At 64.9% G+C, this 20375-nt stretch carries 15 protein-coding genes; 3 read left to right on the forward strand and 12 right to left on the reverse strand.

What is annotated here, in order from left to right:
* Window positions 1-83: 83 nt before the first annotated feature.
* The 10 genes from SH602x_RS10260 to SH602x_RS10305 form a co-directional block, all read right to left on the reverse strand.
* Window positions 84-1427 carry a Gfo/Idh/MocA family protein gene (locus tag SH602x_RS10260; protein ID WP_479476698.1) on the reverse strand — a complete coding sequence of 448 codons (1344 nt, stop codon included), beginning with the start codon at window positions 1425-1427 and terminating at the stop codon, window positions 84-86.
* Between the two features lie 275 nt (window positions 1428-1702).
* Window positions 1703-2110: a hypothetical protein gene (locus SH602x_RS10265; protein WP_479476699.1), complete on the reverse strand. Its 408-nt coding sequence runs from the start codon at window positions 2108-2110 to the stop codon at window positions 1703-1705.
* 142 nt (window positions 2111-2252) lie between these two features.
* Window positions 2253-3677, reverse strand: coding sequence for a class II fumarate hydratase (locus SH602x_RS10270; protein ID WP_479476700.1), 1425 nt, complete (start codon window positions 3675-3677; stop codon window positions 2253-2255).
* 219 nt (window positions 3678-3896) lie between these two features.
* Complete coding sequence (locus SH602x_RS10275) at window positions 3897-4841, reverse strand: hypothetical protein (RefSeq protein ID WP_479476701.1); 945 nt, start codon at window positions 4839-4841, stop codon at window positions 3897-3899.
* Window positions 4842-4954: 113 nt separating this feature from the next.
* Window positions 4955-6202, reverse strand: a complete 1248-nt coding sequence (locus SH602x_RS10280; protein WP_479476702.1) for a glycoside hydrolase family 99 protein — start codon at window positions 6200-6202, stop codon at window positions 4955-4957.
* 18 nt (window positions 6203-6220) lie between these two features.
* On the reverse strand, window positions 6221-6712 hold the full coding sequence (locus SH602x_RS10285) for a hypothetical protein (protein WP_479476703.1): 492 nt from the start codon (window positions 6710-6712) through the stop codon (window positions 6221-6223).
* A gap of 48 nt (window positions 6713-6760) precedes the next feature.
* A complete protein-coding gene (locus SH602x_RS10290) occupies window positions 6761-7645 on the reverse strand; it encodes an Imm49 family immunity protein (protein WP_479476704.1) in 885 nt (294 codons plus the stop codon).
* A 73-nt stretch (window positions 7646-7718) separates the two neighbouring features.
* Window positions 7719-9056 (reverse strand): hemolysin family protein, encoded by a 1338-nt coding sequence (locus SH602x_RS10295; RefSeq protein WP_479476705.1) that lies wholly within the window; start codon window positions 9054-9056, stop codon window positions 7719-7721.
* On the reverse strand, window positions 9053-10393 hold the full coding sequence (locus SH602x_RS10300; protein ID WP_479476706.1) for a hemolysin family protein: 1341 nt from the start codon (window positions 10391-10393) through the stop codon (window positions 9053-9055). Before SH602x_RS10300 ends, SH602x_RS10295 begins: the two co-directional genes overlap by 4 nt.
* A 119-nt stretch (window positions 10394-10512) precedes the next feature.
* Entirely contained in the window at window positions 10513-10875 is a 363-nt protein-coding gene (locus SH602x_RS10305; protein ID WP_479476707.1) for a cupin domain-containing protein, read from the reverse strand.
* A 514-nt stretch (window positions 10876-11389) separates the two neighbouring features.
* Between SH602x_RS10305 and SH602x_RS10310 the strand changes: the two genes are divergently transcribed.
* The gene (locus SH602x_RS10310) at window positions 11390-12838 is read left to right on the forward strand and encodes an MATE family efflux transporter (RefSeq protein ID WP_479476708.1); all 1449 of its coding nucleotides are present in this window, start codon (window positions 11390-11392) and stop codon (window positions 12836-12838) included.
* Between the two features lie 412 nt (window positions 12839-13250).
* Here SH602x_RS10310 and SH602x_RS10315 read toward each other — a convergent pair whose 3' ends face one another.
* Window positions 13251-13520: a hypothetical protein gene (locus SH602x_RS10315; protein WP_479468529.1), complete on the reverse strand. Its 270-nt coding sequence runs from the start codon at window positions 13518-13520 to the stop codon at window positions 13251-13253.
* Window positions 13521-13590: 70 nt separating this feature from the next.
* Entirely contained in the window at window positions 13591-15696 is a 2106-nt protein-coding gene (locus tag SH602x_RS10320) for a GntP family permease (RefSeq protein WP_479476709.1), read from the reverse strand.
* A gap of 540 nt (window positions 15697-16236) precedes the next feature.
* On the opposite strand from SH602x_RS10320, the gene SH602x_RS10325 reads away from it, so the two are divergent.
* Together SH602x_RS10325 and SH602x_RS10330 are read left to right on the forward strand one after the other, a co-directional pair.
* Window positions 16237-18864, forward strand: coding sequence for a zinc-dependent metalloprotease (locus SH602x_RS10325; RefSeq protein WP_479476710.1), 2628 nt, complete (start codon window positions 16237-16239; stop codon window positions 18862-18864).
* A gap of 201 nt (window positions 18865-19065) precedes the next feature.
* Window positions 19066-20106, forward strand: a complete 1041-nt coding sequence (locus SH602x_RS10330) for a hypothetical protein (protein WP_479476711.1) — start codon at window positions 19066-19068, stop codon at window positions 20104-20106.
* The last annotated feature ends 269 nt before the right edge of the window (window positions 20107-20375 follow it).

Raw genomic sequence — 20375 nt, forward strand, 5'->3', positions numbered from 1 at the left:
TCAAGCGGAGGTTTCGAAGGCACGCCGCGTCGCAAAGAGACGCCGTTTCGCCCGAATCGCTTCACAAAGATCGGGGCGCGATCCTACGCCCACGGATCGCGTGTCGGTCGATCGAGCATCGCGTTCGCCTCGGCGTGGTCGAGGAACTTCTCAGACTGCGGGTCCCAGCGGAGGTTCTCCGAGCCCGCGGTCGGAAAGCGGCGGATCACGACGTTCGCCAGATGACAGAGCGTCGCGGAGGCGTGGCCGACTTCGACCGGCGCCCGGGGCTCTTCGCCCGACTTCGCGCAGGCGACGAAGTTCGCCAGGTGCGCCGCGTGCGGATCGAGCCCGTTCTCGTTCTTCTCCGGCAGACCTTCGAGCAGTTCGGGATCCGACGCCGTCGTCCCTTTGTAGCCCGTCTGCATCCAGCCGTCGGATCCTTCGAAGCGGGTCTGCACCTGCTCGGGTCCGCTTTCGCAGAGCAGTTCGACGCCGCTGGCGTACTTGCACAGGAACGTCGTCTCGGTCGCCGTGTTGAACAGGCTTCCCTCGGGCAGGAACTTCGCGTCCAGGCAGCGAATCTCGGTCGGGCCGCCCAGGTCTTCGCCCATGCCCCAGTGGGCCATGTCGTTGCAGTGGGCGCCGAAGTTCGTGATCTGCCCGCCCGAGTAATCGTAGTGAAAGCGGAAGCGGTACAGGCACCGGTCATGGTGATACGGCGCCTCGGGAGCGGGGCCGAGCCACGTGGCGTAGTCGAAGCCTTCCGGCACGGGCTCCGGCTTCCAACCGGGACCGGGGCCGACCTTGTTGTTGTAGCCGACCTTCGTGACCACACGTTTCAGGTCGCCGATCGCGCCCGCCTTGACCTTCTCGCAGACGAAGCGGCTGATCGGGTTCGAGCGTTCGTGGCTGCCCGTCTGCAGGAGGACCTTCGAGTCGCGGACGGCCTTGATCATGTCGCGACCCTCCGCCTGCGTCAGCGTCAGCGGCTTCTCGCAGTAGATCGCCTTCCCCGCCTTGGCCGCCGCGATCGTCAGCGCCGCATGCCAGTGATCGGGCACCACGATCACGACCGCGTCGATGTCCTTGCGATCGAGAACCTCCCGGGCGTCGGCATATCCGGCGCACGCCCGCATCTTCTTGCCGCGGGTCTTGCCGTAGGTTTCGTCGACCAGCTTCTGGGCCGGCTCGCGACCGTAGAAGTGGGATTCTTCCTTGTAGCCGTAGCTTCCCTTATTCACGTCGCAGACTGCCAGCACGTCGGCCAGATCGTGATCGAGCACCCGCTTCAGCAGGCCCATCCCCTGGTTGCCCGTGCCGATGAAGGCGATCCGCAACCGTTCGCTCGGCGCCTCCGCTCCGAACAGCCGCGACGAAAGAACCAGCGGCGCCGCAGCCGCCGCGCCGGCGAGCAGCGTACGACGGGAGATCGAGAGAGGAGGCATGCGAGAGGAGAGAGCCTAGAGGAGGGGTGCAGCGACGAAGCGACGCTACTTCAGCTATCAGCAACCATCTAACACTAAGACTGGCCCGTGTGCCACGGCTAGCTCGTCCAGCCGTGAGACCGGTCGGAGATCTGGAACGACGCCTGCGATCCGGCGCCCGTTCTACCCGATCTGTCGTGATGATTCCTGCGGGATGGAGAAGCCGTCCCAGGGTTCCGACGGCTGGGCAAGCCAGCAGTGGCACACGGTTCGATTGCAGAGCCCGGCCCGTCGATCTACTCCGGCGCGATGAACGCGGCTTCCCACTTGCCGTCGCCGAGGTACTTCAGGCTGACGTGCTCTTGCCGGGGAGGCGAGTCGTAGTTCGCGATCGCGACTTCCGTTTCCGTCCAGACAGGCTCTGCGGGAATATCGCCCGATTCCGGAGCCGGTTCGACCACGCGCCAGACGACGGTCAGCGTCTCGGGAACCTCCTGCACGCCCATGTGCCCGCCGGCGAACTGGCCCGGCTCGATCGTCCCGCCGGGCGGCGGATCGTCCAGCGGAGCGAGGCGGTCGACGACGATCGTTTCGTCGTCGCTGGCGTTTTCGAACTCGAACGCCGTCCACTTCTGCCCGCAGCCGGACAGCAGGACGAAGAGCGTCAGAAGCAGGCCGCCGAACAGTCGATCGTTGACCATCATGTTCCGCTCTTCTCGGGTGGCGCTGGCTCCGCCAGTGGAGCAGCTCGATCCGCCCGTCCATAGGGGCTGCCCGCGTTAAGGGGACACTGGCAGAGCCAGCGCCACCCGAAGGAACCAAGGGCACTCGAAGCTGGTCGGTCCGCTACGCCTGCGGCTCCGTCATCCGCATGGCGTCAAGAGCTTCCTTCAGCGTGTCGGTCGGCAGGATGCCTTCCTCTTCGCAGAGCTGGCGGATCGTCTTGCCGGAGGCGAAGGCGGTCTTGGTCAGCCGGGCGGCCTCTTCGTAGCCGATCAGCGGATTGAGGCTGGTCGCCATGGAAAGGCTGCGCTCGACGCCGTCGTTGCAGGCCTGGACGTTGGCTTCCAGGCCGTCGATGCAGAAGTCGACGAATGCGTCGGCGGAGTTCGCCAGCAACGCCACGCTCTCCAGCGTCGTCAGGCCCATCACCGGCATCATGATGTTGAGCTGAAACTGGCCGCCGCTCGCGCCGCAGACGCTGATCGTGGCGTCGTTCCCCATCACGCGGGCCATCGCCTGCATCATGCTTTCGCACATCACCGGGTTGACCTTGCCCGGCATGATGGAGCTGCCCGGCTGACGATCGGGCAGGATCACCTCGAAGAAGCCGCACCGCGGGCCCGAACCGAGCCAGCGGATGTTGTTGGCGACGTTGAACAGCGTGGTCGCGATCGTCTTCAGTTGGCCGTGGCACTCGACCAGGCCGTCCCGCTGGGCGTTGGCTTCGAAGTGGTTCGCCGCCTCGACGAACGTGACGCCCGTCTCCTGAGTCAGCGCCTCGGCGACGCGTCGGCCGAATTCGGGATGGGTGTTGATGCCCGTGCCGACCGCCGTCCCGCCGACGGCAAGTTCCCGCACCGCGTCGAGCGCCCGTTCCGCCCGCTGGCAGGAGAGTTCGATCTGCCGCGCGAAGCCGCCGAACTCCTGCCCCAGCCGCAGGGGCGTGGCGTCCATCAGGTGGGTGCGACCGATCTTGAGGATCTGGTCCCATTCGCCCGCCTTCTTAGCCAGTTCGCCGTGCAGACGCTGCAGGGCGGGCAGCAGCTTGCCGGCGATCTCGACGCCGACGGCGACATGGATGGCGGTCGGGAAGGTGTCGTTGGTGCTCTGCCCCATGTTGACGTGGTCGTTGGGGTGGACGTCCTTCGCTTTGTCGAAGCGGTCGCCGCCGAGGATCTCGATCGCCCGGTTGGCGACGACCTCGTTGACGTTCATGTTGCTCGACGTGCCGCTGCCGGTCTGGTAGACGTCGATCGGGAACTGGTCGTCGAACTTCCCTTCGAAGACCTCCCGGGCGGCGCGGAGCATGGCGTCGACCTGTTCGTCGGTGAGCGTCTTCTTGCCCGTGCCGGTCAGCTTGCCCAGTTCCCGGTTGGCGACGCCGCAGGCGTACTTCACCAGGCCCATCGCCCTGACCAGCGGCGTCGGCAGCCGCTGCCCCGAGATGGGGAAGTTCTCGACCGCCCTCTGCGTCTGGGCGCCGTAGTACGCCTGGGCCGGCACCTGCACCTCGCCCATCGAGTCTTTTTCGGTACGGAAGTCGGTCATCGGACAGTTCTAGCGCCAGATTTCGCTGTCAAGAGGGAAAGGCCGGAACGTTCTCGCGGTGGCGAGAGACGAATGCAGTTCGCTACTCGCTAAGCATATACAATTTCTATCGGACCGCGATCTCTCGGTTCCGATTGGCTCGAAGTGCCCAAACAACAAACCAAGTCCGATCGTGCCGAACAGATAGTGCCGTGGTCAGCCGGCGACCATTCCAGGGCCTCAGGCTTCACTCAGGGGAACGACCGGAATGCACACTTGGGCCTCGCGAATCAATTGAGAAGCCTTGGAGACACATTCCTCAGGAACGACCACCCTTCGTACAAAGTTTATAAAACGAGTTCCTTCATAGCCCCGAAGAAAGCGGCACTGATCGACGACGCGATAATCTCCGGTCGGAAAGCGAGCGGTTCTGGCAAAAAACTCCTCATCAAGTGCCACTAAGTCATCCTTTTCCCGCTCGATCGGCACTGACTCCGCACCCGGTTGATCCTTTAAGAAGGCGCTGAGTATCCTCCATTCCCGTTGTCGATAGTACGACAGATGCTCGGAACTGTCATTTCGTTCGGTAGGATAGAACAATCCTGCTAGAGCGTGAATTGCATTGAGCAACTGCTCTAGAGGCTGCGTCTGATGCGTCACCACTGCGACTAGGTCTTGTGCCGCGGCCATAGTGCACCTTGTATCAGGAAGTTGAACCCCATTCACCACCGGCGCCAGTAGTCGGTATGGATTCGGCTCGGACCGCGCAAGTCTTTCAATTTCCCCCAATCGAGAAATCACTGCTTGGGAGTCTGCTAATCTGGCGACCAGGGCCGTCTCCGCACCGTCAAGTGCGGAGACGGCTCCTCCGCCTCTAGGAAAATAAGCGACCGGCATTCCTCCAAGACGACGGAGGACTTGGATATCAAACTCGATCGCGAAATCCCCAAAGGTGCTTGCGTGTTCAGCGAGCTCGCTCGGTTTCAGCTCGGTGAAACAGGCCCGTTTTTGGAAGACTTCTATTGGCTTCTTTGAGCCGTCGCTCATCGTCACATGCCAGACGATTCTCTCCGGCGTTAGCAATAGTCCGCTATTCAAAATGCAACGCAGAATGGCTAAGCCTTTAGCCGATCCGTTTTCTCCTTTTCGACGAGGGAAGCTGTGATAAAAGTACCTATTATCCATGCAGTCTGACCTGAAGGCATGAGCTCTGCGGCGGCTTTGGAGAAAACCTGTAACGTCTCAGAAGTATGACGCCTGCCGTAAGAAACTAACCGTGCAGCCGTTAGCATCGGCGCCTAGAGTCCGATCGGCAATGCCTCTGTCGCCTCGCGTTCCCCCCTCATCACCTTCGTCCCCTCTCCCGTCAGCCGCAGATAGAAATCCGACGGTAACCCGTCGAGAGTCTCGAAGCGGGGCGTCGTGGGCGGGGAGTTGGTGACCTTGAAGATGGCGGTCGCTTCGTCGACTTCGTCGAACATGGCGACGTAGGCCATCGTGGCGCCGGCACGTTTCGCGGCGACGAACTGCTCCCAGTAGAAGTCGCCGCCGCGGCGGGGGATCGTGTCGCGGTCGGAGCCGGGGCCCTTGAGATTGGTCCAGCCGAAGCCGGGATAGAGCACGGGCAGGAACTCGGCGCCGTGGCGCTCGGCCTCTTCCCGGTCGGCCTGCCAGCGATCGGTCGCGGCGACCTTCCGGTCCTCCTGCAGGGCGACGTTGCCGACGTTCCAGGGGCTGATGACGTCCAGCCGGCGGAAGGCTCTGGCCCACTCGGCGTCGCGTTCGGTTCGCCACTCCCACTGGCATCCGCCGACCAGCGTCACCGCGTAGCGGTCATCGCCGGTCAGCGCGTCGATCAGGCGATGGGCGACCGCGGCGTCGAAGCGGTCGCTGAAGAAGCCCCAGACGAACAGGACCGGCTTGCCCTCGTGGCGGAGATAGCGACCGTCTTCGAGGATCTTCTGCTCGTCGACCAGCCGCTTCCAGTCGCTGACGAGTTGATCGACCAGCCGGTCCTCGCGAGCGCCGGAGAGGTCGTAGCAGACGGCGTAGGTTCTGCCCGAGCGTCCGGCGGACTTGCGGACGTTCTCGAGCACGCGATCGAACGAGGGCTGGCGCAGGTTGACGAGGAACCGCTGCACGAAGACGCCGTCGAGGCCGTACTGCCGCATCCACTCGAAATGGCGATCGACGGTCGCCGGATTCGCCGAGCTGAACAGCTCCGCCGGTCGACCGTCGGGATACGTGAACCCCGGCGCGGGATAGCGTTCGCCTTCGCCGACCTCCGACAGGTCGGGCCACATCTCGAACGTGACCGACTCGGGCGAGAGCCTTCGCGAATCGCGGCTCCAGTGGAGCCACCCCGAATCGGTCCCGTCGCCCGGGCAGCGGAACCAGCCCTGATAGCCGCACAGAACCTTGCCCGTCATCGTCGAAGCGTCGACGACGACGGCAGGTCTCTCTTCAGGTTCGTCGGCGCTCGCGACTGAGAGCGCGAGCGTCGCGAACGTCAGAGCGACGAAACAGAAGAGGGTTCGTTCGGTCATCAGGCTCTCGACGCCAGACTACGGCTTCAGCTGATGCTTGCCGTCGGCGAACTTGGTGTGGCAGGCGTTGCAGCTGACGAGCATCGCTTCGTAATGCTTCCGGGCGCCGGCGTAGTCGCTGGCCTTCGCGGCCTTGTAAAGCTCGCCGCCGTGCTGACGCGTTTCGACGCTGTACTTCGCCCACTGGGCGGCGTCGGCTTCGGGCTCCCGCAGCAACAGCAGGTTGCCCCCTTCGGCCAGGATGAGCGAGTCGGACTTCACGCTCTTCCAGCCCGCGCGGTCGGCCGGGGCCTCGGCCAGCGACGCCTTGAGCCGCAGGTAGACGGGCTGGAACTGGTACTCCATGAACTCGTGCATGTCGGACTCGACCGGTTCCGGCTGAGCCCCTTCAGCCGCCGGTTCGGCCGCCGCGAGTCGCCCGACGGCTGGGCGTTGCAGCAGCAGGGCGCCGGAAAGGGTCGCGACGGCGACGCAGGCGAGAACGAACGCGGATCGAAAGCGGGTCTTCATGGCGGAGGGATCCTTGCGGTTTCAGGAGGCGAATCAGAGGCGGACGGCTTAACGCCCCGAGATCATTTCAATCGGCAGGAAGACATTGTCGTTGGCGAACTCGTCGATTTCGCAAATTTCGCGTCGATACGCCAATCTGCACAATCCGAGTCCGATCGTGCATACGAAGTAATCAGGATCGATTCGCTTCGGATTGGATGCGGCTTCCTTTCGGTGCCACTGCAAGTAGTCGCGCAGCCCGTGCTTGAAACCTTGAGAATCCCTTCGACCGAGCGCCTGCAGCATGGACGCCTGGTAGCCGATCGCGGCGTCTCTCCCGATCCTCAGACCGCTCAGTTCCCTTTGCATCGCATCGAGCGTTCCGTGAATCAATTCGCGGAACGCGTACGCCAGACGCTGGTCGTTGGGCGCACAGAAGGATTGCGGTCCGATGTACGATGCCTCGGGCGGATCCCAGATGAGCCCGGCGATCTCCTCGGCTAAAGCGTCCTCGCGAGAAGCATACGCTTCGCAGGCTGCGACGTAACCGTACCGAGAGTTCGCAAGCGAATGATCGACCTTGCCCTTCGGCGTCAATCTCTCGACGCTTGCCGAAGCCTCGGGAGAGCCCGCCGGATGCGTCGAATCATACGTCAGATGGTATGCGGGAAACGCCGGCTCCGTTCCCCGAGACTGCAAGACCACCAGCCAAGCGCGGGCAGCGTTCGCGAATGCCTCTCTGACTCGATCGATCGGATAGCCCAACGCGTAGGAGAATCTCGCGATCCTGCGGTAGCTTCCTGCAAGACTGGAATGCCGCGTCGAAACAAGCTTCGTCGGCTCTGCGGCCATCATCGCCGACAGTTTTGAAATATGTTCCTTGGCACTCGCGAGTATCAGTGCTTCGCTGTCAACATTCAGGTTTTGAAACCGCGGGAGAAGGTTTTGACTCACCGTCAGGCTCCCCATGACGTCCCTAAAGATGCGCCTGTTCGCATAGTTCGCGCGAGACGATCCGCGACCGCCGTCACGCTTCCTCGTCCGCCTCCGCTTTCTCGGGAAGCCTGGTGACCAGGCAGACTTCGACGCCGTGCCCGGCGACTTCGGCGACTTCGAAACGGAGGCCTTCGTACTCGACGGCGTCGCCCGGCGTGGCGGGACGACCCAGCAGCAGCAGCACCAGGCCGCTGACGCTGTCGACCTCGTCGTGTTCCAGATCGACGCCCAGATGCTCTCCCACCTCGGGCAATCGCACTTCGCCGGGGACGTGCAGCGTTCCCTGCTCGTCGAGGTAGAGATCGGGCTCGTGGTCGATTCCGCCCGGTTCGTCGATTTCGCCGACGATCTCTTCGAGCAGTTCCTCCATGGTGATGATTCCCGCGGTGCCGCCATGCTCGTCCATGACGACGGCCATCTGCACGCCCGACGAACGCATCGATTCGAGCGCCTTGTCGAGGGTGAGTCCCTCGGGGATGCGCGGCATCGGTCGGACGATCGCCTCCGGAAGCGACGACCCGGCGAGCAGGGTGCGAAGCAGGTCCTTCAGATGGACGACGCCGAGGATGTGATCGAGGTCGCGCTCGTAGACCGGATAACGCGTGTGCCGGGAGGTTTGGATGACGCGCTTGATCTCGTCGGGCGAAGCGCCCGCGGGCAGGCCCACCGCTTTGACGCGCGGCACCATCACGGCGCCGGAGGTGATCTCCCCGAATTCGAGCAGATCCTGCAGCACCTGCCCCGATTCGGCGCGCAACAGGCCCCCCTGCTGACTTTCGGCGACGACGAACTGCAACTCTTCCGGGGTGTAGCTGCGCTCGTGCCCGGAGGATTGCCGGCGAACGCCGAACAGCCGCAGCGTCAGGTTTCCCAGACCCGCCAGCAGAATGACGAGCGGAAAGCCGAGAAGCTGGGCCCACTGCACGGGCCGGATCAGCAGGAGGGCCGACGCTTCCGGACGCTGCAGGGCCAGCGATTTGGGCACCATTTCGCCGACGACGATATGGAAGTAGGTCAGGACGGCGATCGAAAGAAAGCTCGCGGCCGCATGGGCGCCGACCCAGCTCGCGGCGCCGATCCGTTCGAGGCCGTGATAGATCCACTCGGCCAGGACGTGTTCGCCGTACATGCCGAGGCCCAGGCTTGCCAGCGTGATGCCGAGCTGCGCCGTGGCGATCGCCCGATCCTGCACCAGCGCTTCGGAGAGCACCCGCTTGAGCGCCGCCGCGCGTCGGCTGCCCGCGGCAGCGCGTTGCTCGATCGCGGTTCGCGGCGCCATCACGAGCGCGAATTCCGCCGCGACGAAGAGGCCGTTGACGAGGATCAGTACCGCGATGACGGCGATCGGAACGACGATTTCCCAGATCATGAGCGATCGCCCTCCAGGTCTTCGGTCACGATCTCGGACGGCGGAATCTTCCGGAGCAGGGCCCAGGCGACGGCGCGGTCCTTGAGCGATTCGACCTCGATCTCGATGCCGTCCAGCAGGAGCTTTTCGCCCGCCTCAGGCAGGCGTCCCAGCGTGTAGAGCGCGACCCCTCCGAGGGTGCTCGCGTCGCCCCCGTCCAGCTTCGTGCCGAGCAGCCCTTCCAGTTCGTCCAGTCGCGTCAGGCCCGAGGCGCGGATGCGTCCGTCGGGCAGGACCTTCGGCTGGAGATCAGGCTTCTTGAACTCGTCGCCGAAGTGGCCGAACACCTCGGACAGGATATCTTCCAGCGTGACGAGCCCTTCGACGCGGCCGTATTCGTCGATGAGCGCCGCCTGCTGGCAACGATGCTCGCGAAACAGCGTGAGCAGGCGATCCGCCGTGACGTTCCGCGGAACCGTCAGAAGCGACCGCATCATCTGGGGAATCGGCGGAACGCGACCCTGGTCGATGAACCGCGCGATGACGTCCTTGGTGTAGAGCACGCCGACGACGTCGTCATTCGCGCCGCGCACCACCGGCAGGCGGGAGAAGGGGCTTTCCGCCACTCGCCGCAGCGTCACGTCGGGCGGCGTCGACGCGTCGATCGTGACCATCTTGGGCCGGGGAACCATCAACTGATGCGCCGGGCGTCGGCTGAGCCGCAGCGCTCGATGCAGACGGCGCTGTTCCTCCGGTTCCAGCAGGCCGCCGTCGCGACTGTCGACGATCAGCAGTTCGATCTCGTCGGGAGAATGAATGTGCCGATGCCCCTCTCCGTGGACGCCGAAGAGCCGCAACAGCGCCGTTCCGCTGCCGTTGAGCACGACGATGAAGGGGGCCAGAACCCTCAGCGACCAGGTCATCGGCAGCACAGTCGCCAGCGCCGTCTGCGTCGGGTACTGCAACGCGAGCGACTTGGGCACCAGTTCGCCGAGAACCATCTGCGCGGCGGTAAGGCCCAGCAGCACGGCGACCGCCGACGTCGACAGGGCGGCTGCAGGCTGAATCGCGGTCCAGTCCTGCAGCAGCTTCGACAGCGGCAGCGTGAGCGTCGCCTGACCGACGGCGCCCAGCAGCAGGCTGGAAAGCGTGATTCCGACCTGGCAGCAGGCGACGTAGCGGTCCTGTCCCGCCGGACTCCCGATTCGCTTCAGCAGGAGCTGCGCGAAGGAGTTGCCCTCCTCGCCCAGCGCCCGGATGCGACTGTGCCGCACGCTCACCGCGGCGAATTCCGCGGCCACGAAGAGTGCGTTAGCCGCGATCATCACGACGATCAGAACCGCGGCAAGAAGTACCATCAGGACGCTCAGTGTCTCCGGGAACGGCGTTTAACGAGTCGTTTCGACTACCGAGCTTTATAGCGTCGAACCCGCCGCCGCGTACCGCCCGGTAAGTCGCGAAGCGCGACCGAGGGGGATCATTCTTCCCGATGGACCGTCCCGGGCCGGAACGCGGGGAGGCAGACGGCGACGTATTCGCAGCCGTCGGCGAACGGCGTGGAATAGCGAACCCACTCGCCCGCGTCGACGATCATCGCTTCGCCCGCCCCGACGACGTAGGTCGCGGTCTTCGTTTCGACCTGCAACTCGCCGCGGACGACGATCGTGTATTCGCGGAATTCGGGAACCTGGCCCGGTTCCGACCAGCCGCAGGGGCTTTTCATGCGGGCGATGCTGAGGTCGTCGAACAGTTCGGTCGCGGCGCCGACGAACTCCTCGATCACCTTCGGCGGCTGACCCGCCGCCTCGATCCGCTTCGGTTCCAGAACGTGCTTCGCCACGGCAGGGTCCAGTCGATAGGAAGGGAGCGGACTTGAGATCTGATGGTTATCGAGCGGCGTACGGGTCGCCGCAAGCTATTCGGCGAGCGGCTGCAAACTGATCATTGGGTGGCCGCGATTGCTTTGCAATCGGGGCGGCGCAGCCGCAAGAGGAGGGCGCTCGGGCGAAATCGTCGACGCTCACCTGGCGATTCGGTCGATTCCTCTTGTCGCCTTCGGCGACCCCGATTGCAAAGCAATCGCGGCCACCCCAGACAGGACCTTCCCTTCGTCGCTCTCCCTGGAAGGGCGACCTCCCCTTGGAACGGCCGGTCGAATCGCGAATAGTTGAGGACGCCAGTCTGTTGTGTGGCGAGTTTCGCCATCGTGGCGAAGCTCGCCCTCGCCAGATTCGAAGCGAAGCTTCTCACCGCTCGCGAAACTGCAGACAGTTTCGCCGTCGCATCCTGCGACGCTCCGGAGCCCGTCGGCAGCCGACAGGCTCCTGTTCGCACGTCAGCCGCCGAGACCGTTCGTGAGTTCTAACGCCGTCGAAACGGTCCGCGAGCGAGAGGAGGCGGAACGTCGCGCTCCCGGCTGGCGCGTCACGGAGTCGGGCGGCGTCTGGCGCCCGATGGCGTGGCTGGCGGGGCCCGTCCTGCTGGAGCAGATCCTGATCCTGATGGTCGGCATGGTCGACCTGTGGCTGGCGGGAAAGTTCCTGTTGCAGCCCCACCTGGCCGCGATCGGCCTGATGTCGTACCTGCTGTGGGTGATCCCCGCGCTCTTCTCGGCGATCTCCATAGGGGCCACGGCGCTGATCGCCCGCTTCTCCGGAGGCGGGAACTTCTCCGACGCGCGGCGCGCCACGAATCAGGCGCTGCTGCTGGGGACCGTTCTTTCCTTCGTGACCATGATCGGCTTCTATCTCGGAGCCGAGTCGCTCGTCGCGGCGATGCAGTTCGAGGGGGAGCCCGCGCGGCTCGTGCTGCAGTATCTCTGGATCGTGATCCCGTTCATCCCCGCGATGATGATCGAGCAGGTCGGCATCGCCTGCCTGCGCGGCGCCGGGAATACGATCTCGGGCTTCGTCGCGATGGGGATGGTGAACGTGCTGAACACGACGATCGGCGCGGGGCTGGTCACCGGCTGGGGGCCCTTCCCCGAGATGGGCTGGACCGGCCTCGCCTGGGGAACGGCAGCCGGTTACGCGGCGGGAGCGATCGCCATCCTGACGATGATCTCGCTCGGCGTCGGAGGCCTGTCGCTCGACCGCTCGGCGCTCCGGCCCGATCCGCCGATCCTGAGAAGACTGCTCAAGGTCGGTCTGCCGGGCGGGCTCGATATGCTGCTGCTCGTCGGTTGCCATCTCTGGTTTCTCGGCATCGTCAACGCGCTCGGCGAGTTGCAGGCCGCGGCGCACGGGCTGGCGGTTCGGATCGAGGGGCTCGCCTACGTCCCGGGCGTCGCGTTCCAGGTCGCCGCCTCCACGATGGCGGGTCAGTACCTCGGCGCCGGCGACGTGAAACGAGCGAGGCAGTCGGTCTTCGCCAACTGCCTCGTCGCCGGACTGCTGATGAGCGCCGCGGGCCTGTTGTTCTTCCTGTTCCCCGGGCCGCTGACGAGCCTGTTCCTGGGGCCGGGCAAGGAGCAGGTCGCGGAGACGTCGATACCCCTGCTGCGGATCGTCTCGCTGTCGATGCCGTTCCTCGCCATCGCGATGGTGGCGTCCGGCGCTCTCCGCGGATCGGGCGACACTCGCGTGCCGCTCCTGATCACGCTGTTCGGGTTTCTCGCGGTGCGGATTCCACTCGCCTACTGGCTCGCCTGGGCGGAGGTTCCGCTTCCCTTCGGCCTGAGCGTCGAAGGCTGGGGGCTCGCCGCCGTCGGCGCCTGGTACGCGATGGTCGCCGACCTGATGGTCCGCGGAACGCTGCTCGCGGCGCGGTTTCTGGAAGGAAGCTGGAGTAGGGTCGAGGTGTAGTGGTCCGTCTATCGTTTTCTGTGAGGTTAATCGAAGACTTTCGGGTGCCACTGGCTCCGCCAGTGCTGCAGCTTGAAAGGTCGCCTAACACGAGCGATCCGGCCTCCGGAAAAGCACTGGCGGAGCCAGTGGCACCCGGAGGAGAAGCTGACGTTTAGCGATAGACGGACCAGTAGGCGACGCGTCCCGGGTCATGTTCCCGGGTGGCGCCGGTTGACTCAACCGGCGCGGGCGCAGCCCGTCGGAGGCCTTCGATCGCGCTCTCACCAACTCGCCGGCATCCATTCCGACTTGCTCAGAGGCAGAAGGGCTCCTGCTGTCCGGCGTGCTCCTGGGGCCTCCGATCCGCTGTGCGGACGCTGGTTGGGACAACCAGCGCCACCCAGATGCGTTTCGCCGCCGCTCTCCCTCGCTACTTCTCTTCCGGCGCTCCGCGGGTCGTGCCCTGCACGATGTCGGAAAAGAAGTCGAGCAGCTTCCACTCGAAGAAGAGCATCAGGATCGGCAGCAGGAACTGCACCGACTGGCCGACCCGCTGGGTACGCAGCGCGGGGATCGCCTCTGCGAGGCCGCCGAAGGCCATGCTCACGACGACGCCGTTCACGACGAGGAACGCGCCGCTGATGAGGAGCGTCATCACGCTGAAGAAACAGCCGTCGAGCCAATAACGTCGCTTCGCCAACGGCCTCTCCGCTCCCGCGCCCTTCCGAGCGCGACTCCCGCGAAACGTCGCGGACCTTACCGCCCTTCCGTCAGTTTAGCGGGACCAGCCAGGCGCCGAGGAGGGTGAACAGAAAGCTGGTGACGCCGAGCACGATCAGCGCGGTCGTCCAGGACCGAAGCGCTTCGCCCTCGGTCAAACCGCTCATCTTGGCGAAGATCCAGAAGCCGCTGTCGTTCATCCACGACCCGACCAGCGAGCCGCCGCCGATGGCGACGCCGAGATAGACCGGATGAAACCCGAGCGTCTCGGGACTGGCGACGCCGGCCAGCATGCTCGACGCCGTGATCATCGCCACGGTGCTGGACCCCTGGGCGATCTTGAGCAGGCTCGAAATGCCGAAGCCGAGCAGCAGGAAGGTCAGGCCGAGCTCCGCTCCCTCCTCGATCGAGAAGAGTCCCTGAATGGCCGATCCGACCGACGCGAGCGTCAGCATGTTGCCGAACGCTCCGCCCGCCGCGGTGATCAGGATGATCACGCCCGCGCTCATGAGCGACGTCTCGACCATGTTCGCCGCGTCCTTCCGCGTCATCTTGCGCTTCGTAATCGCCGTCGCAAGGGCGATCACCATCGAAAATAAAAGCGCCAGGTTCGCGTTGCCGAACAGGCCGGTCCAGTCGGCGGCCTCCCGCATAGGCGACGACCACTCATGTCGGCGGAGCATCGAATCGGGATAAGCTGCCTCCAGGATCGAACGGTTCAGTCGCTCGACCGTGGCGGTCGCCATTCGCGTCCGGTTCTGCTTCAGCAGGTTGCGCACGGTCGGTCCGAGATCGACCATTCGGAATGCCGACTCTTCGTCGCCGCGGTGGAACGAACGACTGCCCAGGACGTACGCGTTCAGCCCCGCGGCCAGCCGCGCCGTCTCCTCCGCATCGAGCGGATCCGGAGCGCGCAGCAGGTCGAGCGTCTCCTGCGGCGTGGGAGCGCCGTCGACCGGTCGCAGCTTCGGCGCGCTCAGGACTTCGACGATGCGGCTTCCGGGCGAGGGCTCGACCGAGGCGATCACTTGCCCGCGAAAGGCGTCGACGTCCGCGAAGTCCGCCGCCGTCAGCGCCGCCCGATGTTCGTTGTCGGCCAGCGTCGTGCAGACGGTGTTGGCCGAGATCAGAAGCACGGGCAGGACGACCGGCGCGAGCGACAGCCACAGCGGGGGCAGTTCCGCATCGGGAAGAGCCTCGACATCCTTGCGCCCTTCGACCTGCCGCATCGGGGTCGGCATCCATCGGTCCAGAAGCGACGCGTACGTCATCGCGACGACCGCCGTAGGGCCGGAGATCGCCAGTCCGACGAGGATCATGTAGCCGACGTCGAATCCCAGGTTCGACGCCAGCAGCAGCGGCCCCGGCGTCGGCGGGACGAGCGTGTGCGTGATCGCGCCGCCCACCGCGATAGAGAGCACGTAGAAGAGATACCGCTCGCCCGTGCGGCGGTAGAGCGTCCGCGCGAGAGGCACGAGCAGGTAGAAGACCGTGTCGAAGAAGACCGGGATGGCCAGCAGATAGCCGCTTCCCAGGAGCGCGATCGGCGCCCGCTTCTCGCCGACGGCGTTCGTGAACGCCCGGACGATCCGGTCGGCAGCGCCGGAGAGCAGCATGCACTCGCCGATGACGGCCGCGAAGGCGATGACGATGCCGATGCCGCCCGCGTGACTGCCGAAGGCTTCCGCGACGCGGCTCACCTTCACGTCGACGCTTCCCGGCGCGAGGATGCTGACCGCCAGCGCGGCCACGATCAGCGCGACGAAGGCATTGATCTTCAGCCCGATGATCATGCCCAGAACGATCGCGATGCCGATTCCCAGGACCAGCAGCGGGTAGCCGACCTTGTCGTCGAACGGAAACGCAGACTCGGCGGGTTCGTCCGCGAGGGTCTCGGCGTCGGCGTCCGTCCCGCTCGCCTGATCCAGTTGCGGCGGATCGGCGTCGTCGACGGCGTTGGTTCCCTCCGTCTCGGTCGCGGGAGCATCCTCTCCAGACGCCGGGTCGGTCGAAACCGCGGCGGAGTTCTCCGGCCCTCCGTCTTCGTCTTGTCCCAGCGCCGACCAGCCGCCGACGAGGATCGAAACGGCGACGACCGCAAGGAGCGCCTTGCCCAAGATTCCGTAGGCCGCGGGAGTGCGGAGGGACGACGGCATGGCGGGAAGGCGTGCGAGAGGAGCAGGCGGAAGAGAGCGACGGAATCGGCTCGTTATCCGAACGCGACAAGTCGCTAGTTTCGCTGGATTCGCTCGCGGCGCTACCGCCTTCTTGCGCCCCTTCCGGACACTTGTCGCTGGCCGGCCGAACGTAGCTCTCTGCTTGGGGAAGCGAATTTTTCGCTAAAGGTCGGCTGAACTTTCTAAGGGGGCGTTCGACGCCAGAGACGGGTAAATGCAGCATCCTGGCGGATTGTGCCGATCGGAGCGCCGGCAGGGATTGCGCCTGCCAGGAAAAGAGTAACCCGATTTCTGGTTGAACCGAATCAGCCAGCCGGGATACTTAACTGCGCCTAAAGTTGTGGAATCGGGGCTTCCCTCCTGCCTGCCGACGCCTACCTATCAGGCTCTCCGGATCCGTCGACTCCGGCGCTCGGTCGTTTCCGCTCTCCGGGGCGGTCGATCCGCCGTTCGGCGTCCGACTTTCGCAGTCCCGGTCGTCGGGAAGTTCCCCGCATTCGTTCTCGAGGTTCATCGCCCATGATTCGCAGTTTCCCGTCGGCAGCCGTGCATGCCGCGCTCTGGACGCTCGTCGCATTCGCGACGTGCGGATTCGCGACCTCCGCCTTCGCGGCGGATGAGGCCGCTCCGAAGTGGAAGGCTATCCTCGGCGATAAGTCGAAGACGCTCGAAGGGATGCTCACCGTTCACAAGAACGACGAGAAGGTCTTCTTCGAACTGACCGCCGGCGACTATTCGAGCGAGTACATCGTCCTGATCTCGATCGCCAAGGGGATCGGCGTCGAGCCGCTGTACGGCGGCATGAGCTGGGGTTTCGGCGACGACTGGGTCTGGCAGTTCCGCAAGATCGGCGACCGGGTGCTGGTCGTCCGGAAGAACGTTCGCTTCAAGGCGAAGGCCGGCACCCCCGAAGCAGGCGCCGTGAGCCGGGCCTATTCGGACAGCGTGCTCTTCAGCCTGCCGGTGACCGAGAAGGGTCCCAAGGGGGGCGACCTGGTCGACGTGACGTCGATCTTCATGAGCGACCTGCCGCAGATTCAGGAAGTCCTGAAGGGCTTCGCGTTCAGCGGCGCCAAGTCGACCTGGGCCGACGTGAAGACGTTCCCCGATAACGTCGAACTGGAAGTCGCGGCCACCTACGCCTCGAACGGAACGGAAGAGTTCGACACGGTTCCCGATTCGCGCGGCGTGACGCTGAACGTCCACTACAGCGTCAGCAAGGTTCCTTCGACCGAGTACAAGCCCCGCGTCGCGGACGACCGCGTCGGGTACTTCATGACCGCGGTGAAGGACTTCACCGCTGACGGTCGCAAGGATGACTTTCTCCGCTACGTCAACCGCTGGAACCTGCAGAAGGCCGATCCGTCCAAGGACAAGTCGCCGCCCAAGAAGCCGATCGTCTTCTGGGTCGAGAACACCGTTCCGTTCCAGTACCGCAAGACCGTCGCGGACGGCATCGCGGAGTGGAACAAGGCCTTCGAAGCGGCCGGCTTCCTGAACGCGATCGAAGTTCGCCAGCAGCCGGAGAACGCCGACTGGGATCCGGAAGACGTCAACTACAACACGTTCCGCTGGATCACGTCGGACGCCGGCTTCGCCATGGGCCCGTCGCGCGTCAATCCGTACACGGGACAGATCCTCGACGCGGACATCATCTTCGACGCCGGCTTTCTTCAGAGTTGGAAGCAGGAATTCGAAACGCTGACCCCGCAGAGCATCGCTGCCATGACGGGCGGAGATCTCGATTCGCGGCCCGAGATGTCCGACCCGAATCGCTTCGACCCGCGCCGCGCCACGGCGGCGAGCCACTCGTTCTACCGTGCGGAGTTCGCCCGGCAGCTCGCCTTCGGCGGCGCCGCCCTCGCTGCCGCCGCGGCCGATCCAAAGGTTCGCGAGGCGGAGATGGAGAAGCTGATCCAGCAGGGGCTCAAGGACGTCGTCATGCACGAGGTCGGGCACACGCTCGGCCTGCGGCATAACTTCAAGGCCAGCAAGTATCTCACCATCGACGCGGCCAACGACCCGAACGCGCCGACGGAAGTCCTGACCGCCTCGGTGATGGATTACACCCCGGTCAACGTCTCGCCCGACGGCGTCCACCAGGGGCAGTACTACCAGACGACGCTCGGCCCCTACGACCTGTGGGCGATCGAGTACGGCTACCGCGAGTTCCCCGCCAACGAGAAGGAAGGGCTGACCAAGATCGCCGCCCGCAGCGGCGAGCCGGAGCTCCTCTTCTCGACCGACGAGGACACTCTCGGCATCGATCCCGATCCGGATTCGAACCGCTTCGACTTCGGCAAGGACCCCGTCGCCTTCGCCGAGCGCCGCCTGCAGATCGCCAAGCAGACGATCCCCACGATCGTCGATCGCCTGGTCGAAGAGGGCGACGATTACTCCGACGCGCGGAAGGCGTTCAACGTCCTGCTGTCTCAGCAGGGGACGAGCTGCTACTTCGTGTCGCGGTACGTCGGCGGCTTCGAAACGAGCCGCAGCCACAAGGGCGACGCGAACGGCAAGCCGCCGATTCAGCCGGTCGACGTGAAGACGCAGCGGGACGCGCTGGCCTTCCTCGAACGGACGATCCTGGCCGACGAACCGTTCCAGTTCCCGAAGGAAATCTACCCCTACCTCGGCGTCTCCCGCTGGAGTCACTGGGGGAACAGCGCCGCTCGCGGCAAAGAGCTGCCGCTGCACGACACGGTCCTGAGCTTTCAGGATCGCGTCTTCGCTCAGCTTCTTTCGCCGATCACGCTGACGCGGATCCACGACGGCGAACTGCAGGTGAAGCCCGATCAGGACTACCTGACGTCGGCCGAACTGATCGACCGCCTGACGAAGGCGACGTTCAAGGAGGTTCTGGAGAACAAGCTCGGCGACAAGCAGTTCACCGAGCGCGAGCCTGCCGTCTCCAGCCTGCGTCGCAACCTGCAACGCAAGTACGTCGAACGCCTGGGCAACCTGGCGCTTAGTCGGACCGGCGCGCCGGAGGATTGCGTCACGATCGCCTACGCCCAGCTCGACGGGCTGAAGTCGAAGATCGACGAAGCGAAGAAGAACGACAAGCTCGACGCCTACACCAAGGCCCACCTGCTGGAGACCGGGAAGACCATCGAGCGCATCCTCGACGCGAAGATCGCCCTGTAAGGCCCTTCGCGAAAGAGCAGAACGAAAACCCACGACGGGGCGTCCTTCGGGACGCCCCGTTTTTCGTTGGGAATCGCGACGAGAGGCAAATCTTCGAACTGAATCGGGGCGACGCGGAACCAATTCCAAGCGAACTTCGTCGATGGGACGAAGGCTTTTTCAGAGTCCTTCCAATCCATGCGTTTCCCGAGGAGGCGAACCATGACCGTCCGATCGTCGCTGCTCGCTTTCGCAGCCCTCGCCGTCGCGACATCGATCGCATTCGCCGAGCCGGCCGCGAAGCGTCCGCCCGCGGAGCGCCCTGACCGGGAGGTCGAGAATCCGGCCGCTGTCGAACGGCCGCTGCCTGCCTCCATCGATCTATCCGGCGAGTGGCGGATGTTTCTACCGGCCGGCTGGGAACGGAACGTCCGCATCGAACGGCTGGGCGAGAATCGGTACTACGTTCACCCGCCCTACGTGATGAAGGGAACCTACGAGATTCGGGGTCGGGCGATGACGTTCGTCAGCGAAGTTCGGCTGGACGGCGACGCCGCTCCTGAATCGGAGAAGGAAGCGAAGACCGCGAGGCCCGCCCGCGAACCCTTCGTCTGGACGGTTCGAACGCCGTACCTGATGACGCTGACGGGCGGCGCCGACGATTACCGCGACGCCGTCCTGTTCCGATCCAACGGACGCGAGATTCAGGACCGGAAGATCCCGAAGGACGACGCAGCGTCGCCGGCGGAAGGCGCTTCGCCGGCGCGGCCGGCTGACGCTTCCCCGCTCGCGGTCGACGTGCCCCCGACGAAGCTGGAAGTGAAGCTGACTCCCGGCGAGCGGGGAACGATGTTCGACGACGGAGATCTCGTTTTTCCGGTCACGATTCGCAACGACTCGAAACAGCCGATCCAGTTGAGGCTCCCCGTCAATCGCGAAGCCGAAAGCTCGCTCGCAGCGCTTGTCCGTCTGGTCGAGCCGGCGCATGTCGAAAAGCGGGAGCGCCCCCCTCTTGCGAAGCAGGTCTTCCGCGAAAGCGACGAGGCGATCGAGCCGGACGTGACGATTCTTCCGGGCGAGAGCCTGGAATTCGACGCCAGGCTGAACCTGCTCGGCGAGGACGAACCGCAGAAGCGACTCGAACCCCGGCGGAAGTACGAGATCCGGCTGACGTTGACGTTCTCGGTGCGGGGAAAGCTGCAGCACGTCGCCGGTCAACGCGGAAGCGTCGTGACGTTCGATCCGGCTCCGCGGGCCCGCTGAGGCGTCGTCAGCGCGATGACCATCCACCGCGTGCGTCCTTCGATGCCGTTCGGTATCACGACGAGACTCGTCCGCGTTTCGATTTCGCCACGCGTGAGGCGCCCGGTCTCCGATCGCTTTGCGCGGATGTTCCTTCGCCGCAACGTCTGGGAATCTCGGCAGATGCGGCGTTTTTTCTTCCCGCATCCAGGGAGTCGCCGCGATTGCGTGTCCTAGGTTTCGGTGTGAACCTGACGCCTGCTCAGGCCTCTCGCCTTTCGCGGATCGCC

It is taken from the genome of Lignipirellula cremea, from assembly GCF_056501455.1.